This window comes from Cupriavidus sp. GW822-FHT02D05, assembly GCF_058802485.1.
This window is the reverse complement of record NZ_JBXAOE010000003.1, coordinates 40234-52977: the sequence shown is the minus strand read 5'-3', so window position 1 is coordinate 52977 and position 12744 is coordinate 40234. Positions and strand designations below refer to the sequence as shown.

The 12744-nt window shown below is 63.4% G+C and carries 8 protein-coding genes, 1 tRNA gene and 2 pseudogenes; 4 read left to right on the top strand and 7 right to left on the bottom strand.

The features are described from left to right. The first annotated feature begins 90 nt into the window (after positions 1 to 90). Positions 91 to 906: an N-formylglutamate deformylase gene (hutG, locus tag AC1RQK_RS05045; RefSeq protein ID WP_492807919.1), complete on the top strand. Its 816-nt coding sequence runs from the start codon at positions 91 to 93 to the stop codon at positions 904 to 906. A gap of 849 nt (positions 907 to 1755) precedes the next feature. Here hutG and cls read toward each other — a convergent pair. From cls to AC1RQK_RS05030, 3 genes and pseudogenes are all read right to left on the bottom strand, one after another. After that, the gene (gene cls / locus AC1RQK_RS05040) at positions 1756 to 3264 is read right to left on the bottom strand and encodes a cardiolipin synthase (protein ID WP_492376748.1); all 1509 of its coding nucleotides are present in this window, start codon (positions 3262 to 3264) and stop codon (positions 1756 to 1758) included. Between the two features lie 118 nt (positions 3265 to 3382). Then, positions 3383 to 4343 (bottom strand): annotated as a pseudogene (locus tag AC1RQK_RS05035) (bifunctional aspartate transaminase/aspartate 4-decarboxylase); the annotation flags it as partial. A gap of 190 nt (positions 4344 to 4533) precedes the next feature. Continuing rightward, positions 4534 to 4905, bottom strand: a pseudogene (locus AC1RQK_RS05030) (aspartate-alanine antiporter-like transporter); the annotation flags it as partial. A 209-nt stretch (positions 4906 to 5114) separates the two neighbouring features. Between AC1RQK_RS05030 and AC1RQK_RS05025 the strand changes: the two are divergent. Both AC1RQK_RS05025 and AC1RQK_RS05020 read left to right on the top strand, forming a co-directional pair. Beyond that, on the top strand, positions 5115 to 6149 hold the full coding sequence (locus AC1RQK_RS05025; RefSeq protein ID WP_492807917.1) for a patatin-like phospholipase family protein: 1035 nt from the start codon (positions 5115 to 5117) through the stop codon (positions 6147 to 6149). A 99-nt stretch (positions 6150 to 6248) separates the two neighbouring features. Further along, positions 6249 to 7154, top strand: coding sequence for an adenylate/guanylate cyclase domain-containing protein (locus tag AC1RQK_RS05020; protein ID WP_492376746.1), 906 nt, complete (start codon positions 6249 to 6251; stop codon positions 7152 to 7154). Positions 7155 to 7245: 91 nt separating this feature from the next. Here AC1RQK_RS05020 and AC1RQK_RS05015 read toward each other — a convergent pair. Further along, a tRNA-Leu gene (locus AC1RQK_RS05015) sits at positions 7246 to 7330 on the bottom strand. Positions 7331 to 7699: 369 nt separating this feature from the next. Continuing rightward, on the bottom strand, positions 7700 to 8611 hold the full coding sequence (locus AC1RQK_RS05010) for a fimbrial protein (protein WP_492808106.1): 912 nt from the start codon (positions 8609 to 8611) through the stop codon (positions 7700 to 7702). Between the two features lie 834 nt (positions 8612 to 9445). Here AC1RQK_RS05010 and AC1RQK_RS05005 point away from each other — a divergent pair. Further along, on the top strand, positions 9446 to 10375 hold the full coding sequence (locus AC1RQK_RS05005) for an alpha/beta hydrolase (protein WP_492373051.1): 930 nt from the start codon (positions 9446 to 9448) through the stop codon (positions 10373 to 10375). Positions 10376 to 10437: 62 nt separating this feature from the next. Here the strand turns inward: AC1RQK_RS05005 and AC1RQK_RS05000 are convergent, their stop codons facing one another. Further along, positions 10438 to 11307 carry an NAD(P)-dependent oxidoreductase gene (locus tag AC1RQK_RS05000; protein WP_492807915.1) on the bottom strand — a complete coding sequence of 290 codons (870 nt, stop codon included), beginning with the start codon at positions 11305 to 11307 and terminating at the stop codon, positions 10438 to 10440. A gap of 11 nt (positions 11308 to 11318) precedes the next feature. Continuing rightward, positions 11319 to 12494 carry an ABC transporter substrate-binding protein gene (locus AC1RQK_RS04995; protein ID WP_492807914.1) on the bottom strand — a complete coding sequence of 392 codons (1176 nt, stop codon included), beginning with the start codon at positions 12492 to 12494 and terminating at the stop codon, positions 11319 to 11321. Positions 12495 to 12744: the final 250 nt, after the last annotated feature.

The following is a 12744-nucleotide window of genomic DNA, read 5'->3' as shown; positions in this document are numbered from 1 at the left end:
ACCACGCGGCCTGAAGCTTGATGCTACAAGCTTCAGGCCCGTATTGATGAGCACTGCGCCTTTATGTTGCAAAGTAGCAAACAAGAAAACATGGCCTTCTCGACCGATACCCCCGCTTTCACCCTGCATCGCGGCACGCGCCCGATGCTGGTGTCGATGCCGCACGTCGGCACCCACCTGCCGGCCTCCGTGTCCGACCGGCTGACCGCCGAGGCACGCACCGTGCCCGATACCGACTGGCACCTGGGGCGCCTGTACGATTTCGCGCGCGAGCTTGGCGCCTCCATCCTGGTGGCCACCCACTCGCGCTACGTGGTGGACCTGAACCGCCCGCCCGACAACGCCAATCTCTACCCCGGCCAGGACACCACCGGCCTGTGCCCGGTCGATACCTTCGACAAGACGCCGATCTACGCCGACGCCAGCGGCCTGCCCGCCGACGATGAAATCGCCGCGCGCCGCGACGCCATCTGGCGCCCGTACCACGGCGCGCTCGCTGAAGAACTGGCCCGCTTGCGCGCCGAGCATGGCACGGTGGCGCTGTGGGACGCGCATTCGATCCGCTCGGTGCTGCCGCGCTTTTTCGAGGGCAAGCTGACCGACTTCAACCTGGGCACCGCCAATGGTGCCAGCTGCGACGCCGCGCTGGCCAACCAGCTGCTGGATATCGCTGGCGCGTTGCCTGGCTATACGTCGGTGCTTAACGGGCGCTTCAAGGGCGGCTATATCACGCGGCAGTACGGGGCGCCGGCGCAAGGCGTGCAAGCCGTGCAGCTGGAGTTGACGCAGTCGGCTTATATGAGCGAGAGCTATCCTTTCGCCTATGACGAAGCGCGGGCTACGCGGATCCAGCCTACGCTGAAGACGATGCTGGAGACGGTGTTGGGGTACGTGGAGGCGCGTTAAGTCTGCTGGCCCCGCTGACGCTCGGGTGTCTTTGTGCTTTGTGGGCGGGGTTTTACTGCTTCTAGCTGCTGTCGCGGCTGTACGGTGTTGGCCGATTTAGAACGTGTGAGATGTCACTTCTCTTTACTCGTAAAGAGAAGTAACCAAGAGAAAGCGATCCTTGCAGGAGGCTGGCTTGTCGGGGTTGCGTAGCCCGGTAGTTTCGTCGTCAGGCCCCGGGTTTTAATAGCCTCGTGGCGGTACCGATTTGAATGGCCACGATCCTGCGGATGGCGCTGGTTTCGTGGTGAGGCTGCTCTGCTCGGTAGCGGCATCCCTGCTCATTCACGCATCTGCCGGTACCGGTTCGCAGCGCCACGATATATCACGCTATGATGGTTTCGTGGTGGGGTGGGCGCGGTGAAGAAGTTCTTGGTCCTATCCATTCGGTGCCACCGCGCCCACGACGGAAACGGGACGCATGCAACTTCGTGGCCAGTCACTCCACGAGCTACAGACGGCTTGAAATTCGTGGTGGTGGCTACCGGTGGGGGCCACCACGAAACCCTGGGCACTAGCAAGGTCGTGGTGGTCTAAACTGGTAACGGCACGAGTCCATCAGCACCCGGGGCCGTACGACGAAACCATTGGGGTCCCCAATGACGCCACGCCAGCCTCCTGCAAGGATCGCTTTCTCTTGGTTACTTCTCTTTACGAGTAAAGAGAAGTGACATCTCACACGTTCTAAAACGGCCAACACCGCACAGCCGCGACAGCAGCTAGAAGCAGTAAAACCCCGCCCACAAGAGACACCCCCCGCGTCAGCGGGGCTACCAACGCGACCCCTAGCCACCGGCCGCGTTCCCACACCTACAGCAACGAATCCGCCAACCGGCAAAGATTCTGCCAGGTCCGCGTATGCAGCGGCCGCCGCTGCCAAACCGCCCGCACCACCGTCTCACTATTGGCCAGATACCGCTGCTGGATCCGCCGCATGCGCGCTACCACATCACGGTCATAGATCACTAGCGCGGCCTCTGCATTGAGCGCGAACGACCGGATATCCATATTGGTCGATCCCACCATGGCAACTTCATCGTCAATGGTGACGTGCTTGGCATGCAGGAAGGCGGGGCGGTACAAGTGGATCTGCACCCCCGAGTCCAGCAGCACGCCGAAGTAAGCCTCCTGCGCGGCCTGCGTGAAGCGCTGGTCGATCCGTTGCGACAGCACCAGGTGCACCGCCACGCCACGGTAGCAGGCCAGGTGCAGCGCTTGCAGGAACGCTTCATCCGGCACGAAGTAGGGCGTGGTGATGACCACTTCGCTGCGCGCGCGGTGGATCATGCTGATCAGCGCCATCTGCGCGTTCTGCGTGCCGTAGCCAGGGCCGCTGGGCAGCATCTGCGCGATGTGCGGGCCTTGCGCCTCCATGGGCGGGAAGCTGTCGAGGCCGAAGTTGCCGTCGCCGGTTTCCAGGTAGCGGTCGGCCAGGAAGACCGCTTGCAGCTCCGCCACCACTGGCCCGGTCACGCGCGCCACCAGTTCTTCATTGGGCAGTCCGGGCATCGACTCGGCATCGATCACGTTTTGCGAGCCGATGTAGCCAATGCTGCCATCCACCACCAGGATCTTGCGGTGATTGCGCAGGTCGAAGCGCGCGCTCTTGCCTTTGAGCACCGCCATCAGCGAGCGCATGGGCAGGGCCTGCACCACCTCCACGCCGCCGTCGCGCAGCGTATCGGCAAACATGCGCCAGCCCGCGCGCGCGCCCAGCGCATCCACCAGCAGGCGGCAGCGCACGCCCCGCGCGCTGGCCCGCAGCAGGGCGTCGGTAAAGGCGCGGCCGGTTGCGTCGGCGGCGTAGATATAGACCAGCAGATGGACCTGGTGCCTGGCGCCGTCGATATCGGCAATCATCGCGGCCACCGTCGCGTCATAGTCGTCGAGCAGCGTCACGGCATTGCCGCGCATCGGCGAGTAGGAGCCGAGCCGCTCGATCAGGCCGGCCGCATCGGCGGCAACGGCGGCGGGCAGCGGCTGCAATGGCGCGAAGCGTGCCACCCGGTCACGCACGCTTGCGATGCCTTGGTTGATGCGGGCCAGCTTGAGCCGGCGCGACTTGGGATAGTAGATGCGGCCGAACAGCGCATAGAGCACCAGCCCCAGCCATGGCAGGAAGAAGATCAGCAGCAGCCAGGTGCGCGCGGCCGCCGGGGCACGGCGCTGTGGCACGTAGACCAGCATGGCCAGGCGGATCGCCCATTCCGCCAGTGTGAACAGCGAGGGCCACCACCAGGAAAAGCCCACCGGCATGGCGCCTTGCAGCGAGGCGACCCAAGGCGCAGGCAGGAAGGTATCTAGAAGGGAAGGGGACATGCGGCTCGGCGGCTCGGCTCTGGTAGGGCGGACCGCCCACCATACCAGAGCTGTGCGTTGGAGCGTGTGTCAGGCGGATGCCGGACCATGCCGGCATCCGCCTGACACAGCCTATGGCTTACTTCTTCGTCACGTCCTTGCGCGCCGTGGCCTTGTTGTACTGCTCCACGTACTCCTCGAACAGCTTGCGGATCGAGCGGCCGATCTTCACGTAGTCCGATTCATTGAGGTTGGCCAGCGACACGCGGCCGGAGGGATGGCGCGTGCCAAAGCCGCGGCCCGGCAAGCAGCACCACGCCCGCTGCCTCGGCGAGGCGGAACAGCAGCTCCACCGGCTCGGCGGAGTTGAGCACCCATTTGACGAAGTCCGGGCCGATGGCCTTGCCGCCGAGTTGCTCGATGTCGAGCAGCGTGTAGTAGTCCACGGCATTGGGGTCATCGTTGTCCGGCGCAATGCCGATCTCGCGGTACAACGCGGCCTTGCGGCTGCGGATCAGGCGCTTCATCGCGGCCTTGTACTCGTCATGCGTGTCCATCAGCGAGAACAGCGAGAACAGCACCATCTGCACCTGCTGCGGCGTGGACAGCCCGGCCGTGTGGTTCAGCGCCACGGTGCGGCTGTCGGCGACCAGGCGGTCGATGAACTTGAGCTTGTCCGGCTCGGTGGTGATGGAGTTGTAGCGCTTGTGCAGGCCGTCGTGCTGGGGCTTGGGCAGCTTGGCGATCAGCGCGTCGAAGACGTTGTCCTGGTGCGTGGCGATGACGCCGAGGCGCCAGCCTGTTGCGCCAAAGTACTTGGAGAACGAGTACACCAGGATGGTGTTTTTGGGGCACATCGCGAACAGCGAGACGAAGTTGTCGGCAAAGGTGCCATACACATCGTCGGTCAGGATGATCAGGTCCGGCCGCTCTTCCACGATCGAGGCCAGGTACTCCAGGCTCTCGTCGCTCATGCGCACCGACGGCGGGTTGCTCGGGTTCACCAGGAAGAACGCCTTGACCTTGGGGTCGCGCAGCTTGTCGAGCTCCTTGTTGGCGTATTGCCAGCGCTGGTTCGGGTCCGCGTCGATCGACAGCTCCTGGCGAGCTTGATCAGCTCGTCCTTGAGTTCGAAGGGCGAATGGCTCGCCAGCTTGGAAAGGTCAGGTTTGGTCATGACAGGCTCCAGGGGTAAGGCTTGTTGGGGGTGGACCTGGCCGGCGCGGCCGGGCCCGGGAAGGCAAAGAGCGCTTGTGCGGGGGGCTGCTGCTGGCTTGCAGGCGCACCGCGCTACACCAGGCCGACCACCAGCGGCCCCAGCAGGGTCAGCAGTACGTTGGCCAGTGCGTAGGTGATGGCGAAGGGCACTGTTGGCACCGGGCTTTCCGCCTTGTCCAGGATGCCGCCGAAGGCCGGGTTGGCGCTGCGCGAGCCCGACAGCGCGCCGGCCAGCAGTGCGGCGTTGTCGTACTTGAGCACGTAGCGGCCGAACAGCATGGTGAGAAACAGCGGCAGCAGCGTCACCACCGCGCCCAGCAGGAAGATGGTCAGCCCGCTTTGCTTGAGCGTGGTCGCCGCCTGCAGCCCGGAGTTGATGCCGACGATGGCAACAAAGGCCGCCAGCCCGAAGTCCTTGAGCAACTGGCAGGCCGCCGTCGGCATGGTCTGGATGCATGGCCATGCTCGATGGGACACTTGTTCGACAGGCATCCGGCGCAAGCCTCTGGAGATGACGCCACTGCGGATTGTTCGCCCGCATCTACCATACGGAGATGTTCCTCGCTCGCCGCGAAGCCAGCGCCGCTCCCCGGTACGGAAGCACTGCGGCGCCGAGGCGCTGAGGTGCTGAGGCACAGAAACCGGAGGCCACCATGCAAGCCAATCACCCCCCCGCGATCCGCCGCATCAACATCGCGTTGCAAGGGGGCGGCACCCACGGGGCATTCAGCTGGGGCGTGCTGGACCGGCTGCTGGAAGACAAGCGCATCGGCATCGACGGCATCAGTGGCACCAGCGCCGGTGCCGTCAACGCCACCGTGCTCGCCTACGGCCTGGCAAGCGGTGGGCCGGAAGGCGCGCGGCAGGCCCTGGAGACGTGCTGGCGCAAGGTGTCCGACTGCGCGAAGCTGAGTCCCCTGCAACCTACCTGGCTGGACCGGTTGATGGGCGCCAGCGGCAATATGGAGATGTCGCCCGCGTGGATGATGTTCGACCATCTCACGCGCTTTTACTCGCCTTACCAGCTCAATCCTTGCAATCTCAACCCGCTGCAGAACATCCTGGATGAGACCATCGATTTCGAGGTGCTGCGCCGCAGCAAGAGCGTCAAGCTGTTCCTGTGCGCAACCAATGTGCTGCGCGGGCGCATCCGCGTGTTCAGCACTGGCGAGATCTGCGCCAAGGCCGTGATGGCTTCGGCCTGCCTGCCGACGCTGTTCCAGGCCGTGGAGATCGACGGCGAGTATTACTGGGACGGCGGTTACATGGGCAACCCGCCGATCTATCCGCTGATCTATGAGACCGACAGCCGCGATGTGCTGATCATCCGCCTCAACCCGATCCACATTCCCCAGGTGCCTGTCACGGCACGCGAAATCCTGGACCGTATCAACACGCTCAGCTTCAACTCCTCGTTGATGCGCGAGATGCGCGCCATCGAGTTCATCACCCGGCTGATCGATGAAGGCGCGCTCGACCCGTCACGCTACCGCCGCATGCTGATCCACAGCATCGATGCAGAAACCGAGATGGCGCGGCTGGGCGCGCCCAGCAAGTTCAACGCGGACTGGGCCTTCCTGCGCGGCCTGTTCACGCTCGGGCGCGAGCGGGCCGACGCCTGGCTCGCGGCAAACTTCGAGGCACTTGGCCAGCGCTCATCGATCGATATCGCTGAAACATTTCTTTGAGCGTTTGGCCGCGTACTACCATCAGTGCAGGGCGCCACGCGAGGCGCGCGAACGGGTTGAGACGCGAACAGGTTGAGACACAAACAGGTTGAGACACATATGGACCGGGAATCGATACCTGCGCAGGCCGACGCAGACGGGTCCGTGCTGTTCGCGGATGTCAGCAGCAGCACAAAGCTATATGAGAAGGCCGGCAATGCGGCTGCCTTCGGCGCAATCGGGCAGTGCATCGCCCTGATGAAATCCTGTTCGTCGGCGCAGCAAGGCCGGGTTGTGAAGACGATCGGGGACGAAGTCATGGTGTTGTTCCCGTCCGCCGAAAATGCCATGCAGGCTGCACTCGACATGCAAGTGGCGATTGCCGAACTGCCGCCGGTATCCGGCCTGCCCATGTCGATCCATATCGGTTTTCACCACGGCCCGATCCTGCGCGACGCATCGGGCGATGTATTTGGTGACACGGTGAACCTCGCCGCGCGCCTGTCCAAACTCGCATCGCAAGGGCAGATCATCACCAGCAAGGACGCCGTGGCACATCTGCCGGCGACGCTGCGCCAGGTGATGCGCTACCTCTACCCGATACAGGTGCGCGGGAAGGAAGCGCCCGTGGAATTGTTCGAAGCGATATGGCAAGAGAACGCAGACATGACGATTCTCGCCGACGTAAGCCGGCGCGCGATCCGCCCCGCGCTGCTAACGCTGCGGTATCGGGAGATGGAGGTTCGCATGAACGGCGCCTCGCCGCCGGTCACGATAGGGCGCGACGCCGCGATGACGATCGTCGTCGCGGATCCGCAGACATCGCGGTTCCATGCAACGGTCGAGTTCCGCGCGGGTAAATACATGCTGATCGACCGAAGCGCGAATGGCACGCATGTCGCCATCGATGGCGATGACGAAATCATCCTGCGCCGTGATGAGGTCGCGCTCAGAGGGCACGGCTGGATTACGTTTGGGCAGTCGATGGCTGGCGCCGGGGAGCGGGTTGAGTTTTTTCCGGCTTAGCTTTGGGCCAGGACGCTGTACGGAACATAAGCGTGTGGTGAAGCTGCGCTCGCCCTCGAGCATATCTGCTTGTTTTTCTTGGGAAATGTAGTGGTGCCCGGGGTCGGACTCGAACCGACACGCCTTGCGGCGGGGGATTTTGAGTCCCCTGCGTCTACCTGTTTCACCACCCGGGCTGAGTGGGTGCTGGCGGATTTGCCGGGAGTCCGGCGTACCAGCACGGTGCTGAGCCGGGAATTATGCCGCAAATCCTGCCGGGCCACAACTGGCCCCGGTAGCGGACCCCCAACGCGCCCCATCCGCGGCCCTGGCGCGTCCGCTTGTCCCGCGTCGCCCGGCTGCGATCGCAGGATTCAGGCGGCTTCCGGGCGGTACGGCGGATGAGATCGCCGAAGGTGGGCTAGCCGCGCAGGCGCGCCGAGTCGTGGCAGGCGCGGGCCGGTGGCCTCGGTGAAGACGGAATGGGTCTTCTGGCGGCAGAGCAGGTCCATGGCCAGGGCGGTCCGTTCACCCTGGCTTCACACTTTTAATCACATATTTGTTCTTTACTGATAGTTCATCGTGAAAGTCGCACGACCATTTGCAGTTCCCGCTTTCACCGAGGGCGTGGTCTGGATGTACCGGGCTGTCAGCGGTATGGTGAATGTACCATTACCAGCTGAACCAGCCTTCCACTGATTCTTATTGCCTGCGGCGCTGGAGTCTGGGCCATATTTGATCACCGTGGTCCCATTTAAAACCTGAATGCCAACACCGGATGCAGTGGAGTCCTTGGTAAGGGACAGGGTATCTGAAACGTTACTCGGATCGGTCTGGTCGGTCAGCGTCGTATAGACATCTGTGCTTGTGCCGGTATTTCCGCCAGAGCACTGCAGCACGATATCAAATGGCTGGCTTGGTGACGTTTTTCCGACTCCGGTAAAGACGTTTACGTTTACGTCTCGAAGACGGACCGCAATCGATGGCATCGATACCTTGCACGTGGGGATAGTTGGCTGTATCACAACGCTTCCCCCCCAGGAGTAGGTGGCATAGGACCTCCCTAACTGTACGAACCAGTGTGCAAACACTCCTGACAGTGCACCGCCGCCGGTAATTGAGCCTGTCTTTATAAGTTCAACGGACAACGTATGGTTCGTCATTCCGGCCCCGAGTTCATTGATCCAGCAGATGTGCGGAAAATATTTCTGCAGAAAACACGACGGATAAATAATCGGGCCAGTTGTCGGGCCAGTCATCTTGAAGCGATACGAAATACCGGGAATGCCAGTCGTGTAAAGATTGTTGCCCAAGTAGGGTGTTGTTCCCTCGAAATGTATGTTAAAGGCACTTGAGGGGCACACGTAACCACCAGTGGATGCGTTGGAACTCCGATAATTAGTCTGAAGATTTCCACTCCATAGTACTGTTCCGTCCGGGACCCCTGGGTCGAAAGCGATTGTCGACGGCGGTGACATAAGCGTTTTGTAAGGACATGATTGATGAGGTGGGAATTGGGCTTGTGCTATCGAAGGTATTGCATTCAACAAAATGGCGATGCTAAAAAAGGCAAAAATTCTGATCAGTTTTTTCATCATTCCACCAAATAGACAAGGTTTGGCCAAGACATCGTCACAAGGCGAATCGCCCGTTGTAACTAGTCCAGGAGCCAGCAAGCATGCGTAAATTATTTTTAATTTGATTTCAGGCGCTGCTGTAACCACAGCTTCTCGTCTCGCATCCCGCGCAAGTTGCGCGAATATTTCGCCTCCCGATTTCTGCTGTGGAATTCGGCTTAAGTGGCGATTTAGATCAATGCGTTGACGTTACTGGGCAGGTCGCCTCAATCTGCTGGCAACGTTCGGAACTCCCCTCTTCTTGCGTGCCGGAAGTGCATAGGCGATGCAACGGCTTTTGATCGCGCAACTGCAGTATATTTTCCGCGGGAAAAAAATAGAATAGGAAAAGTCTTGAATTTGGAGGCAATATTGGTAGGGGTATTGGTAGGGGTATTGGTAGGGGTATTGGTAGGGGTATTGGTAGGGGTATGGGTAGGGGTATGGGTATAGGGGCTCCCTTGTGGTCACCCCAAATCTTCAGCGCGAGGCGATGCCTTTACACGGGCGAAGCGCCAGGGGCGCGGACCCGGCAGGTGGTCCTGGCCGGCGCGCGGATGGCGTTAGACGACGATAGGGCGATGGGGACGGTAGGGCAGATATCCGGGAAGTTGTCGATATCTGACGCTGTGCGAACGCGCTAGCATGCTTGGAGCCGTGGCGCCGCCCGGTTTCTCCCATCCACCCCGGAGCCACATGTCAGCCCAGCCCTCCCTCGCCAGCCTTGCACAGCTGCCGTCGCAGGATCCCGCCTTCTATGCACGCGAATACAACAACCGGGCCAACGTGCCCGACAATGCCGCCCACATGGCCCACTGGGCGGCGTTGTCGCTGCAGGTGCGCAAGCGCGCCGGCTGGCTGGAGGACCTGAGCTATGCCGGTGCCGAGCCTGGCCCGCACGCGGCGGACGAGCGGCTCGATTACTTTCCGGCCGAGCCGGGCGCCACCGATGGGCCGCCGCCGCTGCTGGTGTTCCTCCATGGCGGCTACTGGCGCGCGCTGGACAAGCGCGACCACAGCCTGGTGGCCAATGCGTTGCCGCACTGCGGCGTGTCGGTGGCGGTGATCAATTACTCGCTATGCCCGGCGGTGACGGTGGAGACCATCGTGCTGCAGGCCGTGCGCAGCGTGGCGTGGCTGTACCGGGAGTCCGGCCGGCTTGGCCACGACAAAGCGCGCATTTTCGTGGGCGGGCATTCCGTTGGCGGTCACATGGCCGCGATGATGCTCACCACGCTATGGCCGCGCGTAGGCAGCGATCTGCCGGCCGACCTGGTCAAGGGCGTGGTCTCGGTCAGCGGCCTGCATGACCTGGAGCCGCTGCGCCGGGCGGATTTCCTGCAGGTCGACCTGAAGCTGTCGGAAGGGGATGTCGACCGGCTCTCGCCGGCCTTCCTGCCGCCGGCCACGGCTGCGCCGCTGGTCACCGCGGTGGGCGGGCTGGAGCCGGGCGAATACCACCGGCAGACCGATCTGCTGCGCGCCGGCTGGCCCGCCAACGCGCAGGCAGCGGGCGCGGCGCATGTGCCGATGCCCGACAGGCACCATTTCAACGTGATGCATGATTTCGCCGACAAGGACAGCCCGTTGCTGCTGGCTGTGCGGCGGATGATGGGGGTGGCTTAGCGCCTCCTTTTTGGCCACTTGTCGCCCACTCTTTGGCCACCCTTCGCCCACCCTTCGGCCATTCAGCCCTCCAGCACCCGCAGCAACGACGACGTATCGTCCTTGCCCCAGCCCTTTTCCATCAGCGTGCCGAGCTGGCGCGAGGTGGCTTGCATGGCCGGCAGCTCCAGCCCGAGCTGGCGTGCAATCTGCGCGGCCAGGCCGAAGTCCTTGTCGTGCAGCCGCGCTTCGATACCGGGGGCAAAGTCGTGGGCGACCATCTTCGGTCCCATCATGTCGAGCATGCGGCTGCCGGCCATGCCGGTGGCCATGGCTTGCAGCACGCGGCCGCTGTCCACCTGCTGCGCCTGCGCGAAGCGCATGGCTTCGGCAATGCCTTCGATATTGACCACCTGCGCGATCTGGTTGCACAGCTTGGCGACTTGCCCCGCGCCATGATCGCCAATGTGGGTGATGGTCTTGCCGAGCAGCGCGAGCAGCGGCCGCACGCGCTCCAGCATCTCGGCCTTGCCGCCCACCATGATGGTGAGGCTGGCGGCCTCGGCGCCGACCGTGCCGCCGGAGACCGGACAGTCCAGTGCTTCGATGCCGCGCTCGGCCAGCCTGGCGGCAATCTCGCGGGTGACGATGGGCGAGATGGTGCTGTGGTCGATGCAGATGGTGCCCGGCGCCGCGCCTTCGATCACGCCGTGCTCGCCCAGCAGCACGGCCTGCACATCGTCCGATGACGTGACGTTGGTAAACACCACCGAGGCGCCGCGCGCGGCTTGCGCCGGCGTGGTGCAGGGCACGGCGCCAAGCGCGCGGGCCGCGTCGGCGGCCTCGGGGCGGCGCACGTAGGCGCGCACGGCGTGGCCGCCGGCGAGCAGGTGGCGCACCATCGGCGTGCCCATGGCACCAAGGCCGATAAAGCCAATCGTCGTATTGTTCATCTCAAACATCCTTACTTGTCTGACGCGTAGGCAAACTTGCCGTCGCGGATCACACCCATCACGCGCGAGCGCTGGTCAAAGCCCTGATGGTCCATCGCGCTCAGGTTCATCACGCCATTGGGAATGGTCAGGTTGGTGGTGGTCTCCAGCGCATCGCGCATGGCGTGGCGGAACTCGCGCGTGCCCGGCTGCGCGCCGCTCTTGCCGGCACGGCGCGCGGCATCGTCCAGCAGGATCCACGCGCCCCAGGCATCGCCGGCGAATTGCGTGATGCTGTCCGTGCCGTACTTCGCTTCATAGCGCGTCACGAAATCCAGCGCCACCTTCTTTACCGGATGGCCGTCCGGCAACTGCCGCGCCACCACCACCGGCCCGGTCGGGAACAGCGTGCCTTCCACATCCTTGCCGCCTACCCGCAGGAAATCCCAGGTGGCGATGCCGTGCGTCTGATACACCTTGCCCTTGTAGCCGCGCTCGGCCAGGGTCTTCTGTGGCAATACCGACGGCGTGCCCGCGCCGGCAATCAGGATTGCATCCGGGGTGGCCGCCATCAGCTTGAGCACCTGGCCGGTCACCGAGGTATCGTTGCGCGAGAAGCGCTCATTGGCCACCACCTTGAGCTTGCGCACCTCCGCCAGCTTGGAGAACTCGCGCCACCAGCTCTCGCCGTAGGCATCGTTGAAGCCGATGAAGCCGACCGTCCTGATGCCGTGGTTGCTCATGTACTCGGTCAGGACCGTAGCCATATGCGAATCGTTTTGCGGCATCTTGAACGCCCAGCGCCGCTTGGGGTCCGACTGCGGCTCGATGATGGCAGCCGACGCAGCCAGCGCCACCATCGGCGTCTCGCCCTCCGCCACGGCATCCAGCGCAGCAATGGCGGTGGGCGTGATGTTGGGGCCCACCACCACATCCACCTTTTCCTCGGAGATCAGCTTGCGCACATTGCGCACGGCCGCGGCCGGGTCGGAACCATCGTCCAGGATCACGTACTGCGCGCGCTGGCCGCCCAGGGTCTGCGGCCACATCATGATCGTGTTCTTGGACGGGATGCCGATGGAGGCGGCCGGGCCGGTGGTGGAGACGTCAATGCCCACGCGGATGTCGGCGTGGGCGGGGAGGGCCTTGAGGCAAGCGAGCAGAAGGGCGGTGGACAACAGGGCGGTGCGGATGAGCGGGTGGGGCACGGGTTGTCTCTCCTCTGTGTTTCTCGTTATGTAAATCGGCAGCGGCCAGCTACCGCTCCCGACTCGCCGATGCGCGCCCGGCGCACTACCGGTCCACGCCTTGAACGCGCTCGGTGATCCATTGTAGAGGAGCATGGCGGCGAGACTGGACGCGGCCATGACGGCCAGCAGGCGATAGCCGTACCTGGCGCTGCCAGACAGAGCCGTGGCCGAGTTGCCAGGATCCATGGAGCCGACCAGCGCCGCTGGC

Coding starts and splice junctions, on each gene's coding strand:
- AC1RQK_RS05010 (WP_492808106.1), bottom strand. CDS start 8,611: ATGTCACCGCCGTCGACAATCGCTTTCGACCCAGGGGTCCCGGACGGA.
- AC1RQK_RS05020 (WP_492376746.1), top strand. CDS start 6,249: ATGGACCGGGAATCGATACCTGCGCAGGCCGACGCAGACGGGTCCGTG.
- AC1RQK_RS05005 (WP_492373051.1), top strand. CDS start 9,446: ATGTCAGCCCAGCCCTCCCTCGCCAGCCTTGCACAGCTGCCGTCGCAG.
- AC1RQK_RS05025 (WP_492807917.1), top strand. CDS start 5,115: ATGCAAGCCAATCACCCCCCCGCGATCCGCCGCATCAACATCGCGTTG.
- AC1RQK_RS05000 (WP_492807915.1), bottom strand. CDS start 11,307: ATGAACAATACGACGATTGGCTTTATCGGCCTTGGTGCCATGGGCACG.
- cls (WP_492376748.1), bottom strand. CDS start 3,264: ATGTCCCCTTCCCTTCTAGATACCTTCCTGCCTGCGCCTTGGGTCGCC.
- hutG (WP_492807919.1), top strand. CDS start 91: ATGGCCTTCTCGACCGATACCCCCGCTTTCACCCTGCATCGCGGCACG.